The sequence below is a fragment of the Micromonospora sp. SD12 genome (genome assembly GCF_052068495.1).
Taxonomy (GTDB): Bacteria; Actinomycetota; Actinomycetes; order Mycobacteriales; family Micromonosporaceae; genus Micromonospora; species Micromonospora echinofusca.
This window is the reverse complement of the sequence record NZ_JBQHDF010000005.1, coordinates 314747-339865: the sequence shown is the minus strand read 5'-3', so window position 1 is coordinate 339865 and position 25119 is coordinate 314747. Positions and strand designations below refer to the sequence as shown.

The 25119-nt window shown below is 74.9% G+C and carries 27 protein-coding genes; 12 read left to right on the top strand and 15 right to left on the bottom strand.

Annotated features, from left to right (window positions below; translation table 11 throughout):
* The first annotated feature begins 7 nt into the window (after nt 1-7).
* Together pta and ACTMS2_RS13865 are read left to right on the top strand one after the other, a co-directional pair.
* On the top strand, nt 8-2080 hold the full coding sequence (pta, locus tag ACTMS2_RS13870) for a phosphate acetyltransferase (RefSeq protein ID WP_441175697.1): 2073 nt from the start codon (nt 8-10) through the stop codon (nt 2078-2080).
* The gene (locus ACTMS2_RS13865) at nt 2077-3234 is read left to right on the top strand and encodes an acetate/propionate family kinase (protein ID WP_441175696.1); all 1158 of its coding nucleotides are present in this window, start codon (nt 2077-2079) and stop codon (nt 3232-3234) included. The genes pta and ACTMS2_RS13865 overlap by 4 nt, the downstream gene beginning before the upstream one ends.
* A gap of 84 nt (nt 3235-3318) precedes the next feature.
* Here ACTMS2_RS13865 and ACTMS2_RS13860 read toward each other — a convergent pair whose 3' ends face one another.
* Together ACTMS2_RS13860 and ACTMS2_RS13855 are read right to left on the bottom strand one after the other, a co-directional pair.
* Nucleotides 3319-3837 (bottom strand): hypothetical protein, encoded by a 519-nt coding sequence (locus tag ACTMS2_RS13860; protein ID WP_441175695.1) that lies wholly within the window; start codon nt 3835-3837, stop codon nt 3319-3321.
* 147 nt (nt 3838-3984) lie between these two features.
* The gene (locus tag ACTMS2_RS13855) at nt 3985-4155 is read right to left on the bottom strand and encodes a hypothetical protein (RefSeq protein ID WP_441175694.1); all 171 of its coding nucleotides are present in this window, start codon (nt 4153-4155) and stop codon (nt 3985-3987) included.
* A gap of 188 nt (nt 4156-4343) precedes the next feature.
* On the opposite strand from ACTMS2_RS13855, the gene ACTMS2_RS13850 reads away from it, so the two are divergent.
* From ACTMS2_RS13850 to ACTMS2_RS13840, 3 genes are all read left to right on the top strand, one after another.
* A complete protein-coding gene (locus ACTMS2_RS13850; RefSeq protein ID WP_441175788.1) occupies nt 4344-5204 on the top strand; it encodes an alpha/beta hydrolase family protein in 861 nt (286 codons plus the stop codon).
* A 137-nt stretch (nt 5205-5341) separates the two neighbouring features.
* Entirely contained in the window at nt 5342-5866 is a 525-nt protein-coding gene (locus ACTMS2_RS13845) for a nucleotidyltransferase domain-containing protein (protein ID WP_441175693.1), read from the top strand.
* A 231-nt stretch (nt 5867-6097) separates the two neighbouring features.
* Complete coding sequence (locus ACTMS2_RS13840) at nt 6098-7081, top strand: alpha/beta hydrolase family protein (protein WP_441175692.1); 984 nt, start codon at nt 6098-6100, stop codon at nt 7079-7081.
* Between the two features lie 45 nt (nt 7082-7126).
* On the opposite strand, the gene ACTMS2_RS13835 is transcribed toward ACTMS2_RS13840, so the two are convergent.
* From ACTMS2_RS13835 to ACTMS2_RS13825, 3 genes are all read right to left on the bottom strand, one after another.
* Nucleotides 7127-8089 (bottom strand): zinc-binding dehydrogenase, encoded by a 963-nt coding sequence (locus ACTMS2_RS13835; protein WP_441175691.1) that lies wholly within the window; start codon nt 8087-8089, stop codon nt 7127-7129.
* A gap of 91 nt (nt 8090-8180) precedes the next feature.
* Nucleotides 8181-9356, bottom strand: a complete 1176-nt coding sequence (locus tag ACTMS2_RS13830; protein WP_250100463.1) for an NAD(P)-dependent malic enzyme — start codon at nt 9354-9356, stop codon at nt 8181-8183.
* A 140-nt stretch (nt 9357-9496) separates the two neighbouring features.
* Nucleotides 9497-9847 carry a S24 family peptidase gene (locus ACTMS2_RS13825; RefSeq protein WP_441175690.1) on the bottom strand — a complete coding sequence of 117 codons (351 nt, stop codon included), beginning with the start codon at nt 9845-9847 and terminating at the stop codon, nt 9497-9499.
* Nucleotides 9848-9933: 86 nt separating this feature from the next.
* On the opposite strand from ACTMS2_RS13825, the gene sodN reads away from it, so the two are divergent.
* Nucleotides 9934-10338 carry a superoxide dismutase, Ni gene (sodN, locus tag ACTMS2_RS13820; protein ID WP_088998581.1) on the top strand — a complete coding sequence of 135 codons (405 nt, stop codon included), beginning with the start codon at nt 9934-9936 and terminating at the stop codon, nt 10336-10338.
* A gap of 205 nt (nt 10339-10543) precedes the next feature.
* On the top strand, nt 10544-10951 hold the full coding sequence (locus ACTMS2_RS13815) for an ATP-binding protein (RefSeq protein ID WP_121400125.1): 408 nt from the start codon (nt 10544-10546) through the stop codon (nt 10949-10951).
* A 26-nt stretch (nt 10952-10977) separates the two neighbouring features.
* Here ACTMS2_RS13815 and ACTMS2_RS13810 read toward each other — a convergent pair whose 3' ends face one another.
* Nucleotides 10978-11367 carry a hypothetical protein gene (locus ACTMS2_RS13810; protein WP_357660393.1) on the bottom strand — a complete coding sequence of 130 codons (390 nt, stop codon included), beginning with the start codon at nt 11365-11367 and terminating at the stop codon, nt 10978-10980.
* 43 nt (nt 11368-11410) lie between these two features.
* Here ACTMS2_RS13810 and ACTMS2_RS13805 point away from each other — a divergent pair, with 43 nt between their 5' ends.
* Nucleotides 11411-12361, top strand: coding sequence for a diacylglycerol/lipid kinase family protein (locus ACTMS2_RS13805; RefSeq protein WP_088998580.1), 951 nt, complete (start codon nt 11411-11413; stop codon nt 12359-12361).
* Between the two features lie 449 nt (nt 12362-12810).
* Nucleotides 12811-13068 (top strand): WhiB family transcriptional regulator, encoded by a 258-nt coding sequence (locus ACTMS2_RS13800; protein WP_007072794.1) that lies wholly within the window; start codon nt 12811-12813, stop codon nt 13066-13068.
* A 96-nt stretch (nt 13069-13164) separates the two neighbouring features.
* Here the strand turns inward: ACTMS2_RS13800 and ACTMS2_RS13795 are convergent, their stop codons facing one another.
* The 4 genes from ACTMS2_RS13795 to ACTMS2_RS13780 form a co-directional block, all read right to left on the bottom strand.
* Entirely contained in the window at nt 13165-13929 is a 765-nt protein-coding gene (locus ACTMS2_RS13795) for a sirohydrochlorin chelatase (RefSeq protein ID WP_441175787.1), read from the bottom strand.
* A 95-nt stretch (nt 13930-14024) separates the two neighbouring features.
* Complete coding sequence (locus ACTMS2_RS13790) at nt 14025-14834, bottom strand: phosphoadenylyl-sulfate reductase (protein WP_441175689.1); 810 nt, start codon at nt 14832-14834, stop codon at nt 14025-14027.
* Nucleotides 14831-14989 (bottom strand): IS1 family transposase, encoded by a 159-nt coding sequence (locus tag ACTMS2_RS13785; RefSeq protein ID WP_121399684.1) that lies wholly within the window; start codon nt 14987-14989, stop codon nt 14831-14833. Before ACTMS2_RS13785 ends, ACTMS2_RS13790 begins: the two co-directional genes overlap by 4 nt.
* Nucleotides 14990-15059: 70 nt before the next feature.
* The gene (locus tag ACTMS2_RS13780) at nt 15060-16775 is read right to left on the bottom strand and encodes a nitrite/sulfite reductase (protein ID WP_101412619.1); all 1716 of its coding nucleotides are present in this window, start codon (nt 16773-16775) and stop codon (nt 15060-15062) included.
* A gap of 458 nt (nt 16776-17233) precedes the next feature.
* On the opposite strand from ACTMS2_RS13780, the gene ACTMS2_RS13775 reads away from it, so the two are divergent.
* Nucleotides 17234-18658: a glycosyltransferase family 39 protein gene (locus ACTMS2_RS13775; RefSeq protein WP_441175786.1), complete on the top strand. Its 1425-nt coding sequence runs from the start codon at nt 17234-17236 to the stop codon at nt 18656-18658.
* Between the two features lie 134 nt (nt 18659-18792).
* Here the strand turns inward: ACTMS2_RS13775 and ACTMS2_RS13770 are convergent, their stop codons facing one another.
* Entirely contained in the window at nt 18793-20463 is a 1671-nt protein-coding gene (locus tag ACTMS2_RS13770; RefSeq protein WP_441175688.1) for a histidine kinase N-terminal domain-containing protein, read from the bottom strand.
* 25 nt (nt 20464-20488) lie between these two features.
* Nucleotides 20489-21520, bottom strand: a complete 1032-nt coding sequence (locus ACTMS2_RS13765; RefSeq protein ID WP_101412622.1) for an SIS domain-containing protein — start codon at nt 21518-21520, stop codon at nt 20489-20491.
* A 247-nt stretch (nt 21521-21767) separates the two neighbouring features.
* On the opposite strand from ACTMS2_RS13765, the gene ACTMS2_RS13760 reads away from it, so the two are divergent.
* A complete protein-coding gene (locus ACTMS2_RS13760; RefSeq protein WP_441175785.1) occupies nt 21768-23519 on the top strand; it encodes a tetratricopeptide repeat protein in 1752 nt (583 codons plus the stop codon).
* Between the two features lie 68 nt (nt 23520-23587).
* Here the strand turns inward: ACTMS2_RS13760 and ACTMS2_RS13755 are convergent, their stop codons facing one another.
* Together ACTMS2_RS13755 and ACTMS2_RS13750 are read right to left on the bottom strand one after the other, a co-directional pair.
* Complete coding sequence (locus ACTMS2_RS13755; RefSeq protein ID WP_441175687.1) at nt 23588-24097, bottom strand: GNAT family N-acetyltransferase; 510 nt, start codon at nt 24095-24097, stop codon at nt 23588-23590.
* Entirely contained in the window at nt 24094-24315 is a 222-nt protein-coding gene (locus ACTMS2_RS13750) for a biotin/lipoyl-binding carrier protein (protein WP_172896635.1), read from the bottom strand. The genes ACTMS2_RS13755 and ACTMS2_RS13750 overlap by 4 nt, the downstream gene beginning before the upstream one ends.
* A 305-nt stretch (nt 24316-24620) precedes the next feature.
* Here ACTMS2_RS13750 and ACTMS2_RS13745 point away from each other — a divergent pair, with 305 nt between their 5' ends.
* Nucleotides 24621-24695 carry a 50S ribosomal protein bL37 gene (locus ACTMS2_RS13745; protein ID WP_369700219.1) on the top strand — a complete coding sequence of 25 codons (75 nt, stop codon included), beginning with the start codon at nt 24621-24623 and terminating at the stop codon, nt 24693-24695.
* A 136-nt stretch (nt 24696-24831) separates the two neighbouring features.
* Here the strand turns inward: ACTMS2_RS13745 and rsrA are convergent, their stop codons facing one another.
* A complete protein-coding gene (rsrA, locus tag ACTMS2_RS13740) occupies nt 24832-25119 on the bottom strand; it encodes a mycothiol system anti-sigma-R factor (protein WP_088998571.1) in 288 nt (95 codons plus the stop codon).

The window sequence follows — 25119 nt, the reverse complement described above, 5'->3', positions numbered from 1 at the left end:
TGGGTGGGTGGCGCGGAGTGTGTACCTGACCAGCGTGGGATCCGGCGGCGGGAAGTCGACCCTCGCTCTCGGGCTCGCGGAACTGTTGTCCCGGCAGGTCGAGCGGATCGGCGCGTTCCGGCCGCTCGTACGCGGGCAGGGCCCCGATCCGATCCTCGCCCTGCTCAGTGACCGCTACCGGATCGAGCTGCCGCTGACCGAGCTGAGCGGCACCAGCTACGCCGAGGCGACGGCCCTCGTCGCCGACGGGCGCCGCGAGGAGCTCATCAGCGGCATCGTCGAGCGCTACCGGGAGGTCGAACGGCGCTGCCCCGCCGTGGTCGTGGTGGGCAGCGACTTCGCCGACGGCGGCGACGGCGCCGGCCCCCGCGAGCTGGCCTTCAACGCCCGGCTGGCCACCGAGTTCGGCAGCGTGGTGGTGCCCGTCATCGACGGCTTCGAGCAGGAGCCGGCGGCGATCGCGGCCGCCGCGCGCGGGGCGTACCACGATCTGGAGGACCTCGGGGCGACGGTGCTGGCGGTGATCGCCAACCGGGTCCCCGGCCCGATGACGCTGCCCGAGCTGCCCGTCCCCACGTACGCCATCCCGGAGGTGCCGACCGTGTCGGCGCCGACGGTGGCCGAGGTGGCGGCGGCGCTCGGCGCCACCCTGCTCGCCGGCGACGACGACGCGCTCAGCCGCGACGTGCTCGACTACGTGGTCGGGGCGGCGCACGTGCCGACCCTGCTGGATCACCTGACCGAGGGCGCCCTGGTCATCACCCCCGGCGACCGGGCCGACCTGCTCGTGGCGGCGAGCGCCGCGCACGTGGCCGGGCAGGTCTCCGTCTCGGGGCTGGTGCTGACCCTCGGCGAGCGGCCGGACCCGCGCGCGATGCGGCTGGTCGAGGGGCTCAACACGGGGCTCGCGGTGCTCTCCGTGCCCAGCGACAGCTACGACACGGTCGCCGCGTCCAGCCGGATCGAGGGGCGGCCCAGCGCCGCCAACCCGCGCAAGGTCGAGGCCGCGCTCGGCGCGTTCGAGCGCTGCGTGGACACCGACGACCTCGCCCGCCGGCTGCGGGTCAGCCGCTCCGAGCGGGTCACCCCGCTGATGTTCGAGTACGACCTGATCGACCGCGCCCGGACCCGGCGCCGGCACCTCGTGCTGCCCGAGGGGGCGGAGGAGCGGATCCTGCGGGCGACGGAGATCCTGCTGCGCCGGGGCGTCGCCGACATCACCCTGCTCGGCCGCCCCGACGACATCGCCCGGCGCACCCGCGAGCTGGGCATCGACATCACCGGCGCGCAGGTGGTCGACCCCGTCGCCAGCGAGTGGCGCGACGAGTTCGCCGCCACGTACGCCAAGCTGCGCGCGCACCGGGGCATGACCCTCGACCTGGCCCACGACGTCGTCGCCCAGCCCAACTACTTCGGCACGCTGATGGTGCAGACGGGGCACGCCGACGGGATGGTCTCCGGCGCGACCCACACCACCGCCGCCACCATCCGCCCCGCGTTCGAGATCATCCGTAACGTGCCGGGCGTCTCGGTGGCCTCCAGCGTCTTCTTCATGCTGCTCGCCGACCGGGTGCTGGTCTACGGCGACTGCGCGGTCAACCCCGACCCGGACGCCGCCCAGCTCGCCGACATCGCCATCTCCTCGGCGGACACCGCCGCCCGGTTCGGCATCGAACCACGGGTCGCGATGCTGTCCTACTCCACCGGCAGCTCCGGGGCGGGCGCCGACGTCGAGAAGGTCGCGGCGGCCACCAAGCTCGTCCGGGAACGCCGGCCCGACCTGCTCGTCGAGGGGCCCATCCAGTACGACGCCGCCATCGACCCGGCGGTCGCGGCGACGAAGCTGCCCGGCAGCGAGGTCGCCGGCCGGGCCACGGTCTTCATCTTCCCGGACCTGAACACGGGCAACAACACGTACAAGGCGGTGCAACGCTCCGCCGGGGCGGTGGCCGTCGGACCGGTCATGCAGGGCCTGCGACGGCCGGTGAACGACCTGTCCAGAGGCGCCACCGTGCCGGACATCGTGAACACCGTGGCGATCACCGCCATCCAGGCCGCAGCCACCGAGGAGTCGTCATGACCGTTTCCGTCGACGGTGCCCCCGCTCCACAGGAGACCGGCCGGGTCCTCGTGCTCAACTGCGGATCGTCGTCGGTGAAGTACCGGCTCTTCGACGGCGACCGGGTGGTCGACAAGGGCACCGTGGAGCGGGTCGGCGAGGCCGGTGGCGGCCCGGCCGACCACGAGACGGCCGTCCGGGCCATCCTCGACGGGCTGGACCTGAGCGGGCTCGCCGCCGTCGGGCACCGGGTGGTGCACGGCGGGAAGCGGTTCGGCGAGCCGGTGCTCGTCGACGACGCGGTGCTGACCGCGATCCGCGACCTGATCCCGCTCGCGCCGCTGCACAACCCCGCCAACCTGACCGGCATCGAGGTCACCCGGGCGGCGCTGCCGCAGGTGCCGCAGGTCGCCGTCTTCGACACCGCGTTCCACCACACCCTGCCCGAGGCCGCCGCGACCTACGCGATCGAGCGGGACACCGCCGAGCGGTACGGCATCCGGCGCTACGGCTTCCACGGCACCTCGCACGCGTACGTGTCGCGACGCACCGCCGAACTGCTCGGCCGCCCGTACGCCGAGGTGAACACGATCACCCTGCACCTCGGCAACGGCGCGAGCGCCTGCGCGGTGGCCGGCGGCCGAAGCGTGGCCACCTCGATGGGCATGTCCCCCCTGGAGGGCCTGGTCATGGGCACCCGCAGCGGCGACCTCGACCCGACCGTGATCTTCCACCTGCGCCGGGAGGGCGGGCTCTCCGTCGACGAGATCGACGACCTGCTCAACCACCGCAGCGGCCTGCTCGGGCTGACCGGCGCCAACGACATGCGCGAGGTGCTCACGCGCCGGGCGGACGGCGACCCGGCGGCGACGCTCGCCTTCGACGTCTACTGCCGGCGGATCACCGGCTACGTCGGCGCGTACTACGCCCTGCTCGGCCGGGTGGACGCGGTCACCTTCACCGCCGGCGTCGGCGAGCACGCCGCGCCGGTACGCGCCGCCGCCCTGGCCGGCCTGGAGCGGCTCGGCATCGCGGTGGACCCGGAACGCAACGCCGGCAGCGGCGACCGGGTCGTCTCGCCGGAGGGCGCCGAGGTGACCGTCTGCGTCGTCGGCACGGACGAGGAGCGCGAGATCGCCCTCCAGACCCGCGCGGTGGTCGCCGCGGCCGGCTGACCACCGGTCGTGGTGACGACGGCGCCAGTTGGGGCCCGGAGCGCCGCTGGGCCTCAGACCGACCCTGGCAGGGCGCCGGGCGGCTCAGCGGCGGCCCCTGGCGCGACGCCGGGCGGATCGGGTGCGCCGGACCCGGTCGCGTCCCGGCCCTCGGGGCGGTGGTGCGGGTGTGGGCCGGTCGAACATCCCCGTCGGGACGAGGGCCGCGAAGACGAACGCCCCGCCCGCCGTGGCGACCAGCAGCCCGAACGGAATGCCGCCCCAGGAGTTCAGGAAGAAGACCGAGTCGTCGGTGTTGCCGTTGGCGGCGACGAACTCACCGGGGCGCTCCGGGTCGACCCAGAGCGTCATCACCTCGGGCGGATCGCGCAGGCAGCCACCGGCCGAGCCGCAGAGGATGCGCTCGCTGTGCCGGACGCCCTCGTAGTCGTACCAGACCTGGACGGTGTCGGTGCCGCCGCCGCGTCCGACGGTGTCGCGCCGGTCGGTCACGGTCGCCCGTACCGGGACGCCGTCCGCCCGTAGCCGCTCCGCCTTGGTGTGCAGGTGCCACTTGTACGCACCGGTGGCCACCGCGTACGCCAGCCCCGCGAGTAGCAACACCAGGCCGAGGGCGGCGCTGCCCCGACGGATGCCGCGAAGACCGGAGCGGAGCCGCCGCCACCGCCCCGGGGCGCGCGCCGGACGCCGCGTGCCGGACGGCGTCGCGGAGGTGCCCGGCCCCGGGCCACCTGGTGGCTCCAACGCCGGTCAGCTCAGCGCGAGCCAGGCGAGCAGGGCGACCAGCACGACCGCGACCGCCGCCGCGCCGACGAGCAGCGGCGTCCGGGACGAGCCGGCCGGCGCCTCGGGCTCGGCGGTGTGGGCGTAGGCGCGGAACGCCTCGGTGTTGCCGCTCGGGTCGGTGCGGTTCTCAGACATGGCGGTGACCCTAGCCAAGCCGGTTCCGGGCCGCCGTCCCCGGCACGCGTACCGGGGTCAGGTCGAGCCGGCCGGTGGAGACGATCCGCCCGGGTGGCGGGGGCGTCCGGTCCGGACGGCGGGACCGCTGCGGGCCGCCGGGCACCTACCGTGAAGCCGTGGGGATCAAGCGGCTGGTCGCCGTACTGATGACGACGCTGCTGGCCGGTTGCGCCCCGGCGGCCACCGCCGCGCCGGGCGCACCGCCGCAGCCGCGCCCGGCGCCCGTGGCGGCCTACGCCGTCGGCGTACGCACCTTCACCGTCGATCCGGCCTCGGCGCGTCCCCTGCCGGTGACCGTCTGGTACCCGGCAGATCGCGGCGCGGTGGCCGCCGGCCGCTTCCCCGTGGTGGTCTACAGCCACGGGCTGCACAGCCTGCCCGAGCTGCACGCCGGGCTGACCACGCGCTGGGCCGCCGCCGGGTTCGTGGTGGCCGCCCCGGCCTACCCGCACACCCGGCGCGGCGCGGTCCGGTTCAGCCGCGCCGACGTACGCCATCAGCCGGCCGACGGTTGGCGGCTGATCCGGCACCTGGTGCGGCTCGACGCCCGGGCCGGGGACCCGCTCGCCGGACACCTCGACGTCGCCCGGATCGCCGCCGCCGGCCACTCGGCGGGAGGCTTCACCACCGCCGGCATGTTCACCTCCGGGCGCTCGGGGCGGCTACGCGCCGGCATCGTGATCGCCGGCGGCGGGATGGCCGGCAGCTTCGCCGGGCCGGCGGCCCCGCTGCTCTTCGTGCACGGTACGGCGGACCGGATCGTGCCGGTGACCGTCGGCCGCGCCGCGTACCACCGCACCACCGGCCCGTCCACCTTCCTGAGCCTGCTCGGGCAGGGCCACGGCGAATACCTGAGCCCGGGCCTGCCGGGCTTCGACCAGGTTGTCGCCACCACCACCGACTTCCTCCGCTGGACGCTCTACGGTGACGAGGCAGCCGGCCGCCGCCTTCCCGCCGACGCCCGCTCCCCCGGCGTGACGGCGTACGAGACCCGCCTCGCCCGCTGATCCCGCCCGTGCCGGCGCGGGAGCCGGACATGCCGGCTGCCGGCAGCGCCCCGCTCCCGCCCGCGCCACCGGCCACCGGCAGGATGAGCAGACAAAGGCGCGTGCGCGGGAGGAACCGTCCCGGCTACGGTGCCGCCGTGGACGATCTCGCGAGGCGGCAACTGGACGGCATCGCGGAACTGGCCGGGCTCGCGGCGGCGGCCGGCATCGAGGTGTGGCTACGCGGCGGCTGGGCCATGGACTTCCACCTGGGCGAGGTCACCAGGGCGCACGTCGACGTCGACTGGTACTGCTGGCGCGCGGACGCCGACCGGCTGGCCGGCCTGCTGCGCGGGCGCGGCTGGCGGCCCGACCCCCGGATGCCCGTCGACGTGCAGCTCGACCTCGTCCGCGCAGATGTCGAGATGAGCGTCGCCTACCTGGCCCAGGACGCCACGGGGCGGGTGGTGGTGGGTGCCGGCCCGTGGGCGGGCACCGCCCTGCCGGACGGGATGCTGACCGGTCCGCCCGGCCGCATCGGCCCGCTGGCCGTCCCGATGATCTCGGTGGCCGCGCAGATCGAGTTCAAGGAGATGTTCCCCGTCCGGATGCCGGACCGGCCCCGGCGAGGCAAGGACGCCGCCGACCTGACCCGCCTCCGCGCCACCGACCGCCACCCATGACCGGCTAGCGCTACCGGTGATCAGGACGTCATGTACCGAAAACGGGCCGGGATACGTCCGTGCCGTCCTGATCACCGGGGCGTCACGGGGTGGAGGCGGGTACTCCGGGTGCTTCGGGCTGCAAGCGGGCGCTACGGAGTGCAGGGCCGGGGTGGCGGGCGTTGTGGTGTGGCGAGGGTCGGGTGGCGATCGTCGGGGGGCGGGGGTGGAGGCCGAGGCACAATCGTTTCCATGCCGCGTCGTGTCACCCCCGCCCTGCTCGCCTCCGCACTGTTCACCGCCGGTCTGGTCGGCTGCTCCGACGACGCCGGGCCGGCTCCGCGGGAGGCGGCTCCGCAGGTGACGGCCCCGGCGCCGCCCTCGCAGGCGGTCGCCGCCACCCCGCAGGTGCCCGTCGGCACCGCGCCCGGGAAGGCCTTCGCCGTCGGCGTACGCCAGTTGAAGCTGAACCGCGACGGAAAGCGGCCGCTGCCGGTGACCGTCTGGTATCCGGCGGCCGGGAAGCCCGGCGGGCAGCCGGAGGGGTCGGCGGACGCCGCCACGGGAAAGTTCCCCGTGGTGATGTTCAGCCACGGGTTGAGCGCCCGGCCGGCCGACTACAAGACGCTGCTGACCCGGTGGGCGGCGGCCGGGTTCGTGGTGGCCGCGCCGACGTTCCCGCACACCGCCCGGGGCGGCGACGGCAACGTGCTCGACGTGCTCAACCAGCCGGCCGACGTGTCGTACGTGCTGACCCAGGTGCTCGCCCTCGACGGCAGGTCCGGCGACCCGCTGCGTGGCCGGCTCGCCACGGACCGGGTGGCGGCGGCCGGGCACTCGGCCGGCGGGGTGACCACGATCGGCCTCTTCACGACCGGCCGGGACGAGCGGCTGGACGCCGGGGTGGTCTTCGCCGGCACGGCGCTCGGCGTGGGCACCGCCTTCGCGGGCGCCGCCGCCCCGCAGCTCTTCGTGCACGGTGAGGCCGACGAGGTGGTCGAGTACGCCGCCGGCAAGGCCGTCTACGACAAGGTGCCCTGGCCGAAGGCGATGCTGAGCCTGCCGAAGGGCGACCACGGCCGGGCGCTGCTCAGCGACGGGGCCGCGCTGCGGGTGGTCGCCGACACCACGGTCGAGTTCCTGCGCTGGTCGCTCTACGGCGACCAGGCCGCCAAGGGCCGCATCCCGACCGACGCCGCCCGCGACGACGTCGCCACCCTGGACAACCACCTCTGAGCCACCGGTGGCCTGCCCCGCTCGGGCCGGCCACCGGTGCGTGCGTCAGGCGGTGTGGTCGACGACGACCTTGCCGAAGACGTCGCCGGAGTGCAGGCGCGCGAAGGCGTCGGCGACCTCGCTGAACGGGACGACGGTGTCCACCACCGGACGTACGCCGCGCTCGGCGCAGAATGCGAGCAGGGCGGCCAGCTCGTCCGGGGTGCCCATCGAGGTGCCCAGGATCTCCAGCTGCATCGCGAAGACACGGCGCAGGTTGACCTTGGGCTCGTGCCCGCTGGTGGCGCCGGAGACCACGATCCGGGCCATCGGCGCGGCGGACTTCAGGGAGTGGTCGAAGGTCGCCGCCCCGACCGTCTCGATGACGACGTCGACCCGCTCCGGCAGCCGGGCGCCGGGCTCGACGGCGGTGGCGCCCAGCTCGGCGATCCGTGCCCGCTTGGCGGCGTCGCGGCTGGTCGCGTACACCCGCTTGCCCATCGCGACGGCCAGCGCGACGGCCGCGGTGGCCACGCCCCCGCCGGCGCCCTGCACGAGCACGGCGTCGGCCTCGTCGACCCGGCCCCTGGTGGTCAGCATCCGCCACGCGGTCAGCCAGGCCGTCGGCAGGCAGGCCGCGTCCGCCGCCGCCAGGCCCGCCGGCAGGGCCAGCAGGTTCGACCGGGGTACGGCGACCCGCTCGGCCAGCGTGCCGGGGAAGTGCTCGGAGAGGATGGAGACGCCGCGCGGGTCCCCCGGGGTCGGGATCACCGGATAGACGACGACCTCGTTGCCGTCCGGGTCCACCCCGACGGCGTCGCAGCCGAGGATCATCGGCAGCTGCTCCGCGCGCAGCCCGACCCCCCGCAGGGACCAGAGGTCGTGGTGGTTGAGGGAGCTGGCCCGCACCTGCACGGTCACCCAGTCGTCGGCCGGGTGGGTCGGCTCGGGCTGCTCGCCGATGGTGAGCGCGGCGAGCGGGTTGGCGTCGTCGAAGCGGGAGGCGAAGGCGGCACGCATGATCGGCACGGTAACAAGCCGAGCCGCCGACAAGAAGGGCACCGACGCGCGGAGGGGCCCTTTCCCGTCGTCGGGCGACGGGAAAGGGCCCCTCCCACGGTCAGCGGGTGACGCCGTCGCGGCGGGCGGCCTCGGCCACCGCCTCGGCCACCGCGGGGGCGACCCGGGGGTCGAGCGGGGACGGCACGATCGCCTCGGCGGTGAGCGACTCGGCCACCACGCCGGCGATGGCGTCGGCGGCGGCGACCTTCATGCCCTCGGTGATCCGGGTGGCGCGGGCGTCCAGCGCGCCCCGGAACACGCCCGGGAAGGCCAGCACGTTGTTGATCTGGTTGGGGTAGTCGCTGCGGCCGGTGGCGACGACCGCGACGTGCCGGGCGGCCACCTCGGGGTGCACCTCGGGCGTCGGGTTGGCCAGCGCGAAGACGATGCCCCCGGGGGCCATGCCGGCGATCGCCGCCTCCGGGATCTGCCCGCCCGAGACGCCGATGAGCACGTCGGCGCCGCGCAGCGCCTCGGTGACGTCACCCTCGCGACCGCCAGCGTTCGTGCTCGCGGCCAGCTCGGCCTTGCTGCCGGTCAACTCGGACCGGTGCCGACCGATGATGCCCTTGGAGTCGCAGACCACCACCTGGTCGGGGTTCACGCCGCCGGCGACGAGCATCTTGGTCACCGCGACCCCGGCCGCGCCGGCGCCGCTGACCGTCACCCGCAGGTCGCCGAGCTTGCGGTCGAGCAGCGCCGCGGCGTTGCGCAGGGCGGCGAGCACGACGATCGCGGTGCCGTGCTGGTCGTCGTGGAAGACCGGGATGTCCAGCGCCTCGTCGAGGCGGCGCTCCACCTCGAAGCAGCGCGGGGCGCTGATGTCCTCCAGGTTGATCCCGCCGAACGACGGGGCCAGCGCGCGCACCACGGCCACGATCTCGTCCACGTCCTGGGTGTCCAGGCAGACCGGTACCGCGTCGACCCCGGCGAACTGCTTGAACAGCACCGCCTTGCCCTCCATCACCGGCAGCGACGCGCGCGGGCCGATGTTGCCCAGCCCGAGTACGGCCGAGCCGTCGGTGACGACCGCGACGGTGTGCGACGCCCACGTGTAGTCGTCGGCGAGCGTCGGGTCGGCGGCGATCGCCTCGCAGACCCGGGCCACACCCGGGGTGTACGCGAGGGAGAGGTCCTCCCGGCTGGTCAGCGGGACGGTCGAGGCGACGGCCATCTTGCCACCCCGGTGCAGCCGGAAGACGGGATCAGCGGGGTCCACGGGGGACGATGACATGGTGACTCCATGATCTGTCGAGCAGACGGAGCGGCCGGCGCGGACGCGAGGTGAGGCGCCGAGCGGCGGCACGCGGTGCGGGGGTCACCCGGGCACGCCCCGAGCATAGTGTCGCCACCGTCACACCGATGTGAGCGGGGTCATATCCGACGGGGGCGCACCCGGGCGGGGCGGGGCCAGTAGCGGGCCACCACGCGACCCCGCACGTCGGCCACCCCGTACGCCCGGGAATCGTCGGCGATCAGGTCGTTGTCGCCGCGCAACCACCAGCCGCCGTCCTGGGCGCGTACCGCGCGCTTGACCACGAGCAGGTCGGGGCGGCTGCGGAAGACGGCGACCACGACGTCGCCGGGGCGCACCGCCCGGCCACCGGGGCGGACCAGCACCGCGTCGCCGTGCCGCAGCGTGGGCGACATGGACGGACCGGTCACCAGGACGGCGGTCAGCGGCCACCGCAACCGGGGACCCACCGTCGGGTAATCGGTCCCCATCGGTTTCCCCTCCACCCGGCCTCCCCGGAGCGCGTCCAGGAGTAATGTCGTCTTGGATCATCGCAAACTTCCCATGGAGGATCCTGATGCGACTTCCGCGCATCCTTACGCCCCGCGTGACCGCCAGCGCCCACTGCGACCTGCCCTGCGGCGTCTACGACCCGGCCCAGGCCCGGATCGAGGCCGAGTCGGTGAAGGCGATCTGCGAGAAGTACCAGGCCAACACCGACCCCGAGTTCCGCACCCGCGCCATCCTGATCAAGGAGCAGCGCGCCGACCTGGTGAAGCACCACCTGTGGGTGCTCTGGACCGACTACTTCAAGCCGGCCCACTTCGAGAAGTACCCGCACCTGCACCAGCTGTTCAACGAGGCCACCAAGCTCGCCGGCGCCGCCGGCGCGAAGGGCGGCACCGACCCGTCCAAGGCCGACGAGCTGCTCCAGAAGATCGACGAGATCTCCAAGATCTTCTGGGAGACCAAGCAGGCGTGACCCTCACCGGTCCGCCGACGATCCGGCCGGCACGTCCCCAGGGCGTGCCGGCCGTCGTCGTCATGGCGCACGGATCGACCAGGCACGAACCGACCCCGACCGGCTCGGCGGGGGCGCGCTGACGGGTCCCCCCGGGCGGGAACGTGGCGGTCCCCACACGTCCGGGCGACCGAGCGGGTAGAGTCCCCGACCGGGGGGATGAGTGGTGACTCAACTGACCGGGCAGCCGACGACCGACGACGACGTCGTGCACCTCACCGTGCCCGCGGACGGGGGCTACCTCGGGGTGCTACGTACCGCCACCGCGGGGCTCGCGGCGCGGCTCCAGTTCGCCCTCGACGAGATCGAGGACCTGCGGATCGCCGTCGACGAGGCGTGCGCGATGCTGCTCGCCATCGCCACCCGCGACGCGGAGCTCGACTGCCGCTTCGCGGTCACCGACGACGCGCTCACCGTGGAGGTGACCGTGCCGACCGTGCGTGGCGCCACGCTCCCCGCCGAGTCGTCGTTCGCCTGGAAGGTGCTCACCGCGCTGACCACGTCCGCGGCCGCGACGGCCGCCGACGGCCGGGCCACCATCTCGCTGCTCACCCGGCGCGCCTCCGGCTACTGACACCTCGACCCGGCGCCAGCCGGGCGTCACCCGAAGCCGAGGGCCCGGGTGGTGGGGGTGCTGACCAGCAGTGCGGTCACGCCGAGGCCGAGCGCGATCAGCGGTACGCCGAGCCACCCCATGCCGCCCTGGATCATGAACCACCCGATCGGCAGCAGCATCAACTGGAGCACGATCGCCGGGGCCCGGGCTCCCGCCCGCCGGCGGGTCAGCGCGCCGCCCAGCGCCCAGAGGGCCGCCGCCGCGCCGATGGCGAACGCGGTCACCAGCAACGCCGACGTGAGGTCGGTGGTGGTGGCGGTGAGGTCGGCCCAGAGCAGCCATGCGGCGACCAGTCCCACGGCGACCGCCTCGGCCCGCAGCAACCGGACCGCCCAGCGGAGGGTGACGGGGATCGGGTCGGAGTCGATGGTCACGCGCGCCACGATACCCGTGGTGGCGCGCGGTACAGTGCCGCCCATGCGGGCCGTCCTGGTGGTCAATCCGAAGGCCACCACCACCAGCGAGCGCAGCCGGGACGTCCTGGTCCGGGCACTGCGCAGCGAAGTCGACCTCTCCGTGCGCTACACCCGACGGCGGGGCCACGCGACCGACCTGGCGCGCGAGGCGGCCGAGGAGGGCGTCGACGTCGTCGTCACGCTCGGTGGCGACGGGACGGTCAACGAGGTCGTCAACGGGTTGATGACGGCGCAGCCGCCGACCCTGCCGAACGGGGCCACGCCGGCCGAGCGGCTGCCCGCCCTGGCGACCGTGCCGGGGGGCTCCACGAACGTCTTCGCGCGGGCGCTGGGCCTGCCCCGGGACTGGCCGGACGGGACCAGCATGATCCTGGAGGGCCTGCGGCTGGGCCGGTACCGGACGATCGGGCTCGGCCGGGCCGACGACCGCTACTTCACCTTCTGCGCGGGCTTCGGCGTCGACGCGGCCGTCATCCACCGCGTGGAGCAGGCCCGCCGGCGGGGCCGGGTCTCGACGCCCGCCCTCTACTTCCGGTCCACCGTGGCCCAGTACTTCCTCAACTCCGACCGCCGTCATCCGGCGATCAGTCTGGAGCGCCCGGGCGAGCCGGCGGAGGGCGAGCTGGCGACGGTCATCATCCAGAACACCGCGCCGTGGACCTATCTGGGCGACCGCGAGGTGAATCCGAACCCGGAGGCGTCGTTCGATCTGGGCCTGGACGTGCTGGCGTTGCGTCAGCTGCGGGTGGCCAGTACGACACGGACGGTGACGCAGTTCTTCTCCCGGACGCCGGATCCGCACGGTCGCCAGGTGCTGCGGTTGCACGATGTCGCCGAGTTCACCCTGGTCTCGGCCCGTCCGCAGGCGTTCCAGCTCGACGGCGACTACCTTGGCGAGCGGGAGAAAGTCAGATTCACATCCATTCCCGCCGCACTGAGAGTAATCTGCTAGGTCTCGGGTACTGCCCTGGGTCGACGCGGTCGCGCCACCGGTCGATGCGACGGCCGCCACACCGAGGGGCAGGTGCCGGAAATGTCAGCAATGTCACGCGGACTGTACTATATTGATCCTCGACAGTGGTACGCCGGGTAACCAGGAAGGCGCTGGAATCCGGACAAAGGGGTTGTGGGCTTGCTCACCGCCCGGAGTTTTTCCGAGCGTCACCCTTGACATCCCCGATGTTCGTGAAAGTATTCACAAGCGAACTTGAGTTACCGGGACATTGCCTGGATACGCTCGTCAGGTTGAGCTGTTCCAGCAGGTCCGCGGGGCCGACACAGCCTGCTCACGCATTGCCGAATAGGCAGACGCGAACCGTCACCATCGGCGCTGCGGATGCAAATAGGAAAAGCAACAGAAGCAATATCTGCCACCCACCCAGAATGAGGAGTGTTGCCGCCATGGACTGGCGTCACCATGCTGTCTGCCGCGACGAGGACCCGGAGCTGTTCTTCCCGATCGGGACGTCCGGACCGGCTCTCCTGCAGGTCGAGCAGGCCAAGGCCGTCTGCCGGCGCTGCTCCGTGACCGACCAGTGCCTGCAGTGGGCGCTGGAGTCCGGTCAGGACGCCGGCGTCTGGGGCGGGATGAGCGAGGAGGAACGGCGGGCTGTCAAGCGCCGCGGTGGCCTCCGGGTGCTGCGCGCTCACTCCGCCTGATCCCCACGCACCAGCGATACGCCCCGGTCGGGTACGCCCGCCGGGGCGTATCGCTGTCCGCATGTCCTGCCGGTACCCGCCGGGGACAGTCGACGATCATGAGCGGGGCGTGAGTCCCGCCACCCTGCCGAGGGCGTCCACCCGCCGCAGGACCAGGTCGGCCAACTCCGGCGCGTCGGTCAGCGGGGCGGACACGGCCACGGCCCCCGCGCCCCGCGCCGACGCGGCGACGGCGTCGTGGAACAGGCCCGGAGCCAGGAAGTACGCCGACACGGCCACCCGCCGGGCACCCCGGTCCCGCAGCCGGGCCACCGCCGCGGCGACCTCCGGCGGGGCCGCCGAGGCGTACGACACACGGGTCGGCACCCCGAGTCCGGCGGCGAGGGCGGCGGCCACCCGACCCACCGACCCGCGCGCCCGGGCGTCCCTGGTGCCGGCCGCCGCCAGCACCAGCGCGTCGAACCGCCCGGGTTCCGCCTCGGCCAGCCGTCGGCGCAGCCCCGCCAGCAGACCGGCGTCCACCTCCCCGTCGGCGGGACCGAGCACGTCGGTCACCCGTACCGCGATCGGCGGTCCCGCCTCCCGGGCGGCCGCGACGGCCGCCGGGACGTCCACCCGCCGGTGGTACGCCGCGGTGAGCAGCAGCGGCACCAGCACGGCCCGGGGGTGCCCGGCGGCGGCCAGGTCCCGCAGCACCGTCGCCGGCCCCGGCTCGGTGTGGTCCAGCCAGCTCGCCAGCACCGGCGTGCCCGGACGGACGGCCGACACGGCCCGGGCCAGCGCCCGGGTCGCCTCGGCGGCCCTCGGGTCCCGGCTGCCGTGGGCGACCAGCACCACCGGGTCGGCCGCCCCCGCCCGCAAGGCCGGCCCGGGCGCCCCCGGCAGCAGGCGCGGACCCGACGGCACGCACAACCCGGGCGTGCCCGGCGGCACGGCAGGGACCGGGGTGGGCCCGGTCAGACGTGCAGTCCGCACTCGGTCTTCTCGAACATGGCCCAACGGCCGGCCCGGGGGTCCTCCCCCGCCTTCGTGCGGCGGGTGCAGGGCCAGCAGCCGATCGAGCCGTAGCCCTGCCGGAACAGCTCGTTGACGGGCACGTTCCAGCGGGCGACGTAGGCGTCCACGTCGGCCTGCCGCCACGCCGCGATCGGGTTGACCTTGACCTTGCCCCGGCGGGCGTCGAAAGTCACCACCGGCGTGTTCGCCCTGGTCGGCGACTCGTCCCGGCGGAGCCCGGCGGCCCAGGCGTCGTAGCCGGCGAGCGCCCGCTCCAGCGGCTCCACCTTGCGCAGCTGGCAGCAGTCGTCCGGCGCCTTGTTGAACAGGCGCGGGCCGTACTGGCCGTCCTGCTGGCCCACGGTCAGCCTCGGCCGAATCGAGCGCACGTTCACCGGCAGCGTCCGGGCCACCTCGTCGCGGACCCGGAGCGTCTCCGGGAAGTGCAGGCCGGTGTCGAGGAAGACCACGTCCACGCCCGGGGCGACCCGGGAGACCAGGTGCGCCAGCACCGCGTCGGCCATGGAGCTGGTGACGCAGAACCGGTCGCCGAACGTCTCGGCCGCCCAGCGGGCGATCTCCAGCGCGGGGGCACCCTCCAGCTCCCGGCCGGCCTCCTCGGCCAGCGCCCGCAGCTCGTCCGGGCCACGCCGGGCCGGGTCGGTCGGGCCGGGTCGGGCCTTGTCGGGCGGCGCGGGAGCACCGGGGCCCACCAGGTTCAGGCCCGTCGCGGAGACGAGGCCGGGCCGCTCGCCCGGACGCGCGCTCACCGGGCCACCGCCCTGCCGAGCAGGCCGGTGAACTTCACCGTGAACACCCGGGCACACGCGTGGCACTCCCAGGCGCCGTGGCCGGCCTCGCTCGGCCGCAGGTCCTCCTCGCCGCAGTACGGGCAGTACAGCGGCGCGGAACGGGTCTCGCTCATCGCGTCACCTCGCTTCGCTCGGCGCCGCGACGAGGCTCCACGGCACCGCTGATTCGCTCGCCACGCTCGCTCATCGGAGTTCCTCCTCGTCGACCCTGATCACCCAGTTGGCGAACGTCTCGCCCGCCTCCCGGCCCGCCAGGTAACGCCGGGCCAGCCGCTCAACGTACGCCGGAAGCTCCTCGGCGGTGGTCTTCAGACCGCGCAGCTTGCGGCCGAACCCGGCCGTCTGCCCCTCGGCCATGCCGAGCCCGCCGCCGAGGTGGACCTGGAAGCCCTCCACCTGCCGGCCGTCCGGCCCGACCACGAGCTGGCCCTTGAGGCCGATGTCGGCGACCTGCGTGCGGGCGCAGGCGTTGGGGCAGCCGTTGAGGTGGATGGAGATGTCGGCGTCGAAGTCGCGCAGCCGCTCCTCCAGCCGGGCCACCAGCTCCTCGCCGCGCGCCTTGGTCTCGACGATGGCCAGCTTGCAGTACTCGATGCCCGTGCAGGCCATGGTGCCGCGCCGCCAGGCCGACGGCCGCGCCTCCAGACCGATGCCGCGCAGCTCGCGCACCAGCGAGTCGGTCCGCTCCGGCGCCACGTCCAGCACCAGCAGCTTCTGGTACGGGGTGAGCCGCACCCGCCCGCTGCCGTGCGCCTCGACGACGTCGGCCAGGCGGGCGAGCTGCCCGCCGGAGACCCGGCCCACCACCGGGGCGGCGCCCACCCAGTGGCGGCCGTCGCGCTGCGGGTGCACCCCGATGTGGTCCACCGGCCGGTCGGGCAGCTGCGGGGCCGGGCCGTCGAGCAGGGCGCGGCCCAGGTACTCCTTCTCCAGCACCTCGCGGAACTTCTCCACGCCCCAGTCGGCGACCAGGAACTTCAGCCGGGCGCGGTTGCGCAGCCGGCGGTAGCCGTAGTCGCGGAAGATGCCGACCACGCCCGCCCAGACGTCCGGCACCTCGTCCAGCGGCACCCAGACGCCGAGCCGCTGCGCCAGCATGGGGTTCGTGGACAGGCCGCCGCCGACCCAGACGTCGAAGCCCGGCCCGTGGTCCGGGTGGTCCACCCCCAGGAAGGAGATGTCGTTCGCCTCGTACGGGGTGTCGACCAGCCAGGAGATGGATGTCTTGAACTTGCGCGGCAGGTTGGAGTACGCCTTGTCGCCCACGTACCGGCGGACGATCTCGTCGACGGCCGGCGTCGGGTCGACCAGCTCGTCGCGGGCCACCCCGGCGACCGGGCTGCCCAGCACCACCCGGGGGCAGTCGCCGCACGCCTCGGTGGTCTGGAGGCCGACGGACTCCAGCCGGCGCCAGATCTCCGGCATGTCCTCGACCCGGATCCAGTGGTACTGGATGTTCTGCCGGTCGGTGATGTCGGCCGTGTCCCGGGCGAACTCGCGGGAGATGTCCGCGACCACCCGCAGCTGCGCCAGGTTGAGCTCGCCCCCGTCGACCCGCACGCGGAGCATGAAGAACTCGTCCTCCAGCTCGTGCGGTTCCAGCACGGCGGTACGGCCACCGTCGATGCCCGCCTTGCGCTGGGTGTAGAGGCCCCACCAGCGGAACCGGCCGCGCAGGTCCTGCGGGTCGATCGAGGCGAACCCGTGGTGGGCGTAGATGTTCTCGATCCGCGCCCGTACGTTCAGCGGGTCGTCGTCCTTCTTGATCCGCTCGTTGGGGTTGAGCGGCTCGCGGTGACCGAGCGCCCACTGCCCCTCCCCCCGGGGCCGGCGGGGGGTCCGGGCCGGTCGGGGAGACGTCGGGTCCCCGGCCCGGGCCGGAATGCTGCTGACCGCCATGGCGGCGTCCTCCGTTGTCTGCGGTGCCTCTGGGACACGCAAGGCGCGCGGCCGACCCGTCGGAACGGGCTGGCGACAACGGTGTCGGGACAGCCGGCGCGAGGCGCGCCCGAGACAGATTGGTCGGGCGTCGTCAGTGGGCCGGACAGATCGCGCTGCGCACGCGGCCGTAGTCGACGTGGCGGCGGGCCACGAGACGGCGGACGACAGCGGCGGTCATGAAAGTCATGCTGCCACACCCGGTGGGGGCCAGCCAACGAACGCGTGCGGGATCCCACATCACGGGCCAGCGCGGAAACGCCGCCCGCCGCAGGCGGGCGCCGCGCGGGACGCTGCCACCGGGCACGAGCGCCCGATCGCCGGATCGGCGCACGGGAGGTCCGGATTGTGTGACGCTGCGGTACGTGACCGGTTCCGCTGACCCGCCCGGCGAGCTCGTCCCGCCGGTGCGCGAGGTGGTGGGCGGGCCGGATCGTGCGCTCCGGCTGGTCTGGATCGCGCCGAGCCTGGTCACGCTGGCCGTCGTACTGACCGGGATCGACCACGCGCAGCCGTGGCGCGACGAGTTGGCCACCTGGAGCGCGGCGACCCGGTCGCCCGCCGACCTCGTCCGGCTCGCCGGCACCATCGACGCCGCCACCAGCCCCTACTACCTGTTCATGCACGCCTGGGTCGCCGTCTTCGGCGACTCGGTGACCGCGCTGCGGCTGCCCGCCGCACTGGCCATGGCCGCCACGGCCGGGCTGACGGCGGTCCTCGGGCAGCGGCTGGTCGGCACCCGGGCCGGGCTGCTCGCCGGGCTGCTCCTCGCGGTGCTCCCGGGCACCTCGCGGTACGGCCAGGAGGCCCGCCCGTACGCGCTGGCCACCCTCCTGGCCGTGCTGGCCACCCTGCTGCTGGTCGAAGCGACGGCCCGGCCGGGGTGGCCGCGCTGGGCCGGGTACGCCGCCGCCGTGGCCGCGCTCGGGCTCACCCACCTGGTGGCGCTCACGCTGCTCGCCGCGCACGCGGTGGCCGTGTTCGCCACCCGCCGTACGGGGCCGCCGAGCCGCCCGCTGCGCTGGGTCCTCGCCCTGCTGCCGACCGTACTGCTGGTGGCGCCGCTGGTGCTGCTCGCCAGGGCACAGCGGGCCCGGCAACTCGGCTGGGTGGACACCGCCCGGCCCGACGACCTCGCCGCGCTCGCGGGCGGGGTGACGCAGAGCGGCGTGGTGGGCGGGGTGCTGGTGGGCCTCGCGGCGCTCGGCGCGGCCACGCTCGGCCGGCGCGCGCTGCTGCCCGGGCTCTCCGTGCTGCTGCCCGTGCTGCTGCTCTTCGCCGCCGGGCTGGCCGTACCGCTCTGGGTGCCCCGCTACCTCGTCTTCGTGGTGCCCTTCGGCTGCCTGCTCGCCGGGGCGGCGCTGGCTGCGGTGCCGCTGCCGCCCGCGCTGGCCGTCGTCGCCCTGACCGGGCTGCTCGGGCTGCCCGACCAGGCGGCGCTGCGGCGTACGCACGAGTGGCCGCGCAGCGCGACGGTGGACTACCGGGGCGCGGCCCGGATCGTCGCCGACGGCCAACGGCCGGGCGACGCGGTCGTCTTCTCCCCCCGCCGGAGCTGGTTCTTCCTCGACCTGGGTCTGGCGTACCACCTCGGCGACCGGCGGCCCCGCGACGTGCTGGTCACCGAGGACCAGGCCCGCCGGGGCGACCTGTGGGCCGCCGAGTGCGCCCGCCCGGCCGAGTGCCTGGCCGGCACGCGACGGGTCTGGCTGGTGGTGACCGGCCGCCGCGACGACCCGCTGGCCGCCGTCGCGGGCGCCAAGGGCGACGCGCTGCGCGCCGGGTTCACCGTCGAACGGGTCTGGCCCCGCCCGGGCGTGACCGTCGCCCTCCTGACCCGCTGACCCCGCCGAGCACGAGGGCGGCGACCCTGCCCCGTCGCCGGCCGCCGGGCGCTCCGGCCGGCCCGGGCGGCGGCCGCCCGACGCCCGGGCCGGCCCGGCTCCGCGGGCTCGATCGTCCGACGGTGGGCCGGTGGTCAGCCGGCGGAGCGGCTCTCGTTGCGGGCCAGCGGGACGACGAGCGTCGCCTCGGTGCCGCCCTTCGCGCCGTCGCGCAGCTCGATGGTGCCGCGCAGCTCGCCGGTGACCAGCGCCCGGACGATCTGCAACCCGAGGTTGCCGCCCCGCTCGGCGTCGAAGTCGGGCGGCAGCCCGCGCCCGTTGTCGGTGACCGAGACGTGCAGCATCTTGCGGAACCGGTGCGCCGACACCACGACCTCCGGCGCGACCGGACCGGCCCCCTCCGATCCCGCCGGACCGGCCCCCGAGCCCGCCAGGCCGACCGCCTCCGGTCCCGTCAGCCCAGCCCCGTCCGGTCCCGCCGGGGCGGAAGCCGCCGATCCCGCCAGGCCGGAGCTTGCGGGGCCCGTCGGGTCGGTGGGCTCGGCGGGCGGTGGAAAGCCGTGCTCGACGGCGTTGAGCAGCAGTTCGTTGAGCACCATCACCAGCGACGTGGCGACCTCGGCGGGCAGCACGCCGAAGCTGCCCTCGCGCCGCATGCCGACCGTCGCCTCGGTCGCGGCCACCTCCGTCGCGGCGCTGGCCACCCGGTCCACGATGCCGTCGAACTCGACCGCCTCGTCGCTGGACATGGAGAGGGTCTCGTGCACCAGCGCGATGGAGGCGACCCGGCGTACCGACTCCTCCAGGGCGATCCGGGCCTCCGGCATGGAGACCCGGCGGGCCTGGAGCCGCAGCAGGGCGGCGACGGTCTGGAGGTTGTTCTTCACCCGGTGGTGGATCTCCCGGATGGTGGCGTCCTTGGTGATCAGGGCGCGGTCGCGGCGACGTACCTCGGTGATGTCGCGGACCAGCACCAGCGCGCCGATCGGCACCCCGGCGGGCATCAGCGGCAGTGCCCGGGTGAGCATGGTCGCGCCGCGTGCGTCGATCTCCCGGCGGGGCGGCGCCTCGCCGCGCAGCGCGGCGAGGATCCCGTTCGCCGCGTCCGTGCCCTCCAGCGGGTCGCTCGCCAGCCGACGGTGCAGCGCCGCCAGGTCCTCGCCCACCAGGTGGGAGGCGTAGCCCAGCCGCCGGTACGCCGACTGCGCGTTCGGGCTGGCGTAGGTGACCTTGCCCCCGGCGTCGAGCCGGACCAGCCCGTCGCCGACGCGCGGGGCCGAGGTGGTCTCCCCCGGATGCCGCGGCGGCGGGAAGGTGCCGTCGGCGATCATCTGGGCCAGGTCGTCGGCCGTCGTGAGGTAGTTCAGCTCCAGCTGGCTGGGCGTACGCGCGGTGGAGAGGTTCGTGTCCCGCCCCACCACGGCGATCACCTCGCCGGCCTCGCCGTCGGTGGTGCGCAGCCGCACCGGGATCGCCTCGTGCCGGGCCGGCACGTCGCCGTACCAGACGGGGTCGCCCTCCCGCCAGATCCGGCCCTGCCGGTGGGCCACCTCCAGGTGCGCCACCTCGGGTCCGCCGACGATCCGCCCCACCTGGTCGTCCAGGTACGCGGTGGGTGCGGTCGTCGGGCGGACCTGGGCGACGCAGAGGAAGGCCCCGTCACCGTCCACGGGCACCCAGAGCAGTAGGTCGGCGAAGGACAGATCGGACAGCAACTGCCAGTCGCCGGCGATCCGGTGCAGGTGGTCGATGTCGGCCGGACGGAGGCGGGTGTGCTCCTCGGCGAGGTCGCGCAGCGTGGACACGTCGACCAGCGTGCCACGGCGGGCGTCACATCGTCGCGGTGACCTTCTTCAGCCCACGCGGCGCGTCCGGGTCCTCGCCCCGGGCGAGCGCCAGCGCCAGCGCCAGGCGCTGCAACGGCAGGATGTCCAGCAGCGGCGCGTACCGCTCGTCGACCTCGGGGACGGCCATCCGGGTGGCGCCCTCGACGTCGGCGGAGCCGACCACCACCACGTCGGCGCGGCGCTCGCCGAGCCGGGGCAGCACCTCGCCCATCGACCGGCCACCCGGCCCGGAGCCGACCACCGCGAGCACCGGCACGTCCGGGTCGGTCATGGCGAGGGGACCGTGCAGCAGGTCGGCGCCGGAGAACGCGAGCGCCGGCAGGTAGGAGGTCTCCATGAGCTTCAGCGCGGCCTCGCGGGCGGTCGGGTACGCGTACCCGCGACCGGTGGTGACGAGCTGGCCGGCGAACCGGTAGCGGGGCGCGAGCTGGGCCGGGGTGGGGTCCTCCAGGGTGCGGGCGGCCAGCTCGGGCAGGGCGGCGAGCGCCTCGCGCTCGTCGGCGGGCAGCGCGCCGTCGCCGGCCCGGACGCCCTCGACGAGCATCAGCAGGGCGAGCAGCTCGGCGGTGTAGGTCTTGGTGGCGGCAACCGCGCGCTCGTGCCCGGCGGCGATGTCGACGCTGAGCTCGGCGACGTCGGCCAGCCGGGAGTCGGGCGCGTTGGTGACCGCGAGGGTCAGCGCGCCGGAGGCGCGGGCGGTACGCAGCACCTCGGCGAGGTCGGGCGAGCCGCCGCTCTGGCTGACGCCGACGACCAGCGCGTCGGAGAGGTCCGGCGTGGCGCCGTAGAGGGTGACGACGCTGGGCGAGGCGAGGCCGGCGGGCAGGCCGAGCCGGATCTCGGTCAGGTACGCCCCGTAGAGGGCGGCGTGGTCGGAGGTGCCCCGGGCGGTGAAGACCACGTGCCGGGGGCGGCGTTGCGCGATGACCGCCGCCACCCGGGCGATCGCCCCGGCGTGCCCGGCGGAGAGCAGCCGCTCGTAGCCCGCCGGCTGCTCGTCGATGTCGGCGGCCATGCCAGCCCCTGCACGCGTCACGGAAACTCCTCCCACTGCGCGATTGCCGCGCGTTTCCTGCTCAGTCTTGCACGTTTGAGCTGGACCGAGCAATCGAACGAGCAGTAGTGCGCAGATGATCACCATCTCGTCGCAACATCACCTAGGCTTGCCCGGCCCACCGGAGCCCGACGAGCGAGAGGACCACGTGCCCGAGGACGACCGGTCGCTGCCCGCGGCGGAGGAACTTGCCCTGGCCCGCCTCGCCATGGACGACGGCGATCTGAGACACGCCGCCGGTCACGTCGCCGCCGCGCTGGCCCAGGCCCCGACCCTGCCCGAGGTGCACGAGACCCTCGCCCGGCTCGCCGCCGCCGACGGCACGGGCGGCGTCGACCTCTTCCCGCTCCAGGGCCACGCCTTCGTCGGTGCCGTGGTGGCCCGCGCCCACCTGCTCGCCGCCGCCGGCCGGCCCGCGGAAGGGCTCGACCTGCTGGTCGCGGCGACCGGCCACGCACCGGGCACGGACTGGGCCGCGGTGCCGTGGGTGACCACCCCGCAACTCGCCGAGCGCCTCGAACCGGACCGGACCGCCCGGATCCTGATGCAGGTCTGCGCCGCCGTGTCCGACCCCGTGCCCCGGGCCGACCGGGCCGCCCTGGCCCCCTACCTGGCGCTGGCCCGCAACGCGGTCACCGTCCACCCCGAGCACGGCCTGCTGCTGGGCGCGGCGTCCGCGCTGGCCAGGCGGGTCGGCGAGGTCGACCTGGCGATCCGCTGGGCCGCCCGGGGCGTACGCGCGGAGCCGTCGAAGATCGGCGAGGTGTGGCTCGGGTACGCGTACCGCAGCGCCGGGCGCACCCGCGAGGCGCTGGCCGCGCTCGGTCGGGCCGTCGCGCACGACCCCGACGACCTGACCGTCTACGCCGACATCGCCGGCACCCTCGCCGACAACGGGCGGCTCGACGAGGCGCTGGAGTGGATCGAGCGGGCGCTGGCCCGCGACCCCTCCTTCGAGTGCGCCGTGCACACGGCGCACCGGCTGCGGCACCAGCGCGACGGCGACGTGGCACACCTGGTCGCGCTCGCCGACTTCGTCCGGGAGCATCCCGACGACACCCACGAGCACGGCGACCTGGCCGAGAGCTGCCGGGGTCGGCCCTGGCTCGGGCAGGTCACCCCGGCGACCGGGCCGTTGGTGGAGGCGCTGCGCCTGGCCGTAACCGACGAGCGGGCCGGCCTCGGCGCCGTACGGCTGGACTCGCCCGCGCCGCCCAGCGCGCTGCGTACGGCCGCGACGGCCGCGCCCGGGCTGCGGATCGAGGTCACCGGCGTGCCGGAGCCCGACCCGCGCGAGCCCCGGCGGGCGACCGTCCGACAGCTCTGGCGCCACGACGGGACGACGGTCGTGCCCGCCGTGCCGGCGCCCTCGGCGGAGGCGGCCGCGCGGCTGCGGCAGCTCGCGCACCCGGCGTGGCCGCACCCGCCGGCCGCGTACGACGCGGCGGTGGGCCTGGCCACCCTGGAACTGCCCGACCTGCTCGGCCTGCTGGCGCACCCGCCGGAGGCGCCGCCGACCGCGCTGGGCCGGGTGCTCGGGCAGGACCCCTCGCTCTGGGTGCGCTGCGTGCAGGTGTGGGCGTGCCTCGGCCTGCTGCACCACCGCACCGACGAGCCGTGGGCCGGGTCGACCCGGCGTCAGGTGCTGCTGGACCTGGTCTGGGGCGTCGAGGACTGGGTCACCGAGGCGGCCCTGTTCGCCCTGGTCACCGCCGCCTGGGTCGACCCGGCGGTACGCCCCGAGGTGGCCCGGGTGGTGACCGAGAGGCTGGCCGACGTGGCGGCGGTCGCCCGGACCCGCCCGGTGCCCATCGCGCCGTCCCTGGCCCACCTGTCCCTGGCCAGCCCGGCCCTCGACCCGCAGACGGCGGCCCTGGCCGCCACGCTGACGACCACCCGCCCGGTCCCCCGACCACGTTCCCGCCTGGGCCGCCTCTGGCGGCGCATCAGGAGCCGCTGAACCGCTGAGCGGCGACTCCCGGCAGCGTGCGCACCTCGGGGCCGGTGGATCGCCGTTCCGGCGGCGCCTCAGGGGCCGGTGAGTTCCAGCCGGAGGCCGAGCAGTCGCACCCCGTCCAGGGGCTCCCAGTCCAACTCCGGCGTCCGCACGAAACCGCGACGCTGGTAGAGCCGCTGGGCGGAGGCGGCGAAGCCGCTGCGTACGCAGATCACCACGGCGGAACAGCCCAGCTCGGCCGCCCGCGACACGCAGGCCTCGACCAGCGCCGCGCCGACGCCCCGCCCCTGCGCGGCCGGGTCCACCGCCAGCATCCGGAACTCCGCCTCGCCCGCCCGGGACAGCTCGGCGTAGCGGGTGCCGGGCAGGACGAAGGTCACCGAACCGAGCGGCGCGCCGGTGGCGTCGTCGACGGCGACGAGCACCTCGCCGTCGACGGCCCGGGCCGCCACGTCGGCGAGCACGGCGGCGTAGCCGTGTTCGCCCTTGAGCTGGCCGTCCGCCTCGTACGCGGCGACCGTCAGCCGAGCCACCGCCGGGAAGTCGTCCGGCCCGGCCCGGCGCACCGAGAGGCCGGTCAATCGATCACCGCGATCAGGTCACCGTCCTGCACGACGTCGCCCTCGTTGACCGCGAGCTGCTTGACGACACCGTCGGACTCGGCGACGACCGGGATCTCCATCTTCATCGACTCCAGGATCACCAGCGTGTCCCCCTCGGACACGGTGTCCCCGGCCGACGCGACGACCTTCCAGACGTTCGCCACCATCTCGGCGCGGATCTCCTCGGCCATGTCCAGGGCCCTCCCTCTCGCGGTTGCCTGCCGACGTATCCAATCATGCGGGCGGCCTCCGGCGGGCGTGGAGCGGCCCGGGCGGATGGTTGATCGACTCCGGGGTCGACCCGCCCGGGCGTCCCGGCCGGTGGGCGGCGCGGCCTCCGGCGTGTCGTGCGGCGCGGCGTACGGTCGGCGGCCCCGGCGGACGACGGCGGGTGCCGGCCGCACTAGCATCAGCGGGTCGGACCCCGGCGCCGGGAGGACCGGTGCGTGCACCGGCGCCGAGCTCGTGCGCAGGGGGATCCGACCATCACGAGGAGGTCACCATGGCGAAGAAGGCCCGTAAGAAGAAGGCCCGTAAGAAGAGCGGCGCGAACCACGGCAAGCGCCCCAACTCCTGACCGGCGGCCGGGCCCCACGGCCCGGCGCGACCAGTCAGCGCGAACGCTGGTGGCCCGGGTCGTCCCGACCCGGGCCACCGCTGTCGCCGTCCACGTCGCGACCGACCCCGGTCGGCCGCCGTTCACCGGCCCGGTCTCAGTCGGCCAGTTCCTTCGACTCGGTGCTCTCGAAGACCACCAGCTCGGTCAGGCGCAGCCGCAGCCGCTCCCGCAGCTTGTCGGGCGCGGTCTCGTTGCCGCAGCAGCGGGCGACGAGCGCCCGCACCTCCTGCTCGATGCCGTACTCGCGCAGGCACGGCCCGCACTCGTCGAGGTGGTGGCGGATCAGCGCGCGCCGCTCCTCGGCGCACTCCAGATCCAGGTAGAGGTAGACCTCCGCGAGGACCTCTCGGCAGTCCGTCTCGTGCGGATCCCCACAGCTCAT

Coding starts and splice junctions, on each gene's coding strand:
- ACTMS2_RS13865 (WP_441175696.1), top strand. CDS start 2,077: ATGACCGTTTCCGTCGACGGTGCCCCCGCTCCACAGGAGACCGGCCGG.
- ACTMS2_RS13855 (WP_441175694.1), bottom strand. CDS start 4,155: ATGTCTGAGAACCGCACCGACCCGAGCGGCAACACCGAGGCGTTCCGC.
- ACTMS2_RS13850 (WP_441175788.1), top strand. CDS start 4,344: ATGACGACGCTGCTGGCCGGTTGCGCCCCGGCGGCCACCGCCGCGCCG.
- ACTMS2_RS13840 (WP_441175692.1), top strand. CDS start 6,098: ATGCCGCGTCGTGTCACCCCCGCCCTGCTCGCCTCCGCACTGTTCACC.
- ACTMS2_RS13830 (WP_250100463.1), bottom strand. CDS start 9,356: ATGTCATCGTCCCCCGTGGACCCCGCTGATCCCGTCTTCCGGCTGCAC.
- ACTMS2_RS13825 (WP_441175690.1), bottom strand. CDS start 9,847: ATGGGGACCGATTACCCGACGGTGGGTCCCCGGTTGCGGTGGCCGCTG.
- sodN (WP_088998581.1), top strand. CDS start 9,934: ATGCGACTTCCGCGCATCCTTACGCCCCGCGTGACCGCCAGCGCCCAC.
- ACTMS2_RS13805 (WP_088998580.1), top strand. CDS start 11,411: ATGCGGGCCGTCCTGGTGGTCAATCCGAAGGCCACCACCACCAGCGAG.
- ACTMS2_RS13800 (WP_007072794.1), top strand. CDS start 12,811: ATGGACTGGCGTCACCATGCTGTCTGCCGCGACGAGGACCCGGAGCTG.
- ACTMS2_RS13785 (WP_121399684.1), bottom strand. CDS start 14,989: ATGAGCGAGACCCGTTCCGCGCCGCTGTACTGCCCGTACTGCGGCGAG.
- ACTMS2_RS13780 (WP_101412619.1), bottom strand. CDS start 16,775: ATGGCGGTCAGCAGCATTCCGGCCCGGGCCGGGGACCCGACGTCTCCC.
- ACTMS2_RS13765 (WP_101412622.1), bottom strand. CDS start 21,520: ATGGCCGCCGACATCGACGAGCAGCCGGCGGGCTACGAGCGGCTGCTC.
- ACTMS2_RS13760 (WP_441175785.1), top strand. CDS start 21,768: ATGGACGACGGCGATCTGAGACACGCCGCCGGTCACGTCGCCGCCGCG.
- rsrA (WP_088998571.1), bottom strand. CDS start 25,119: ATGAGCTGTGGGGATCCGCACGAGACGGACTGCCGAGAGGTCCTCGCG.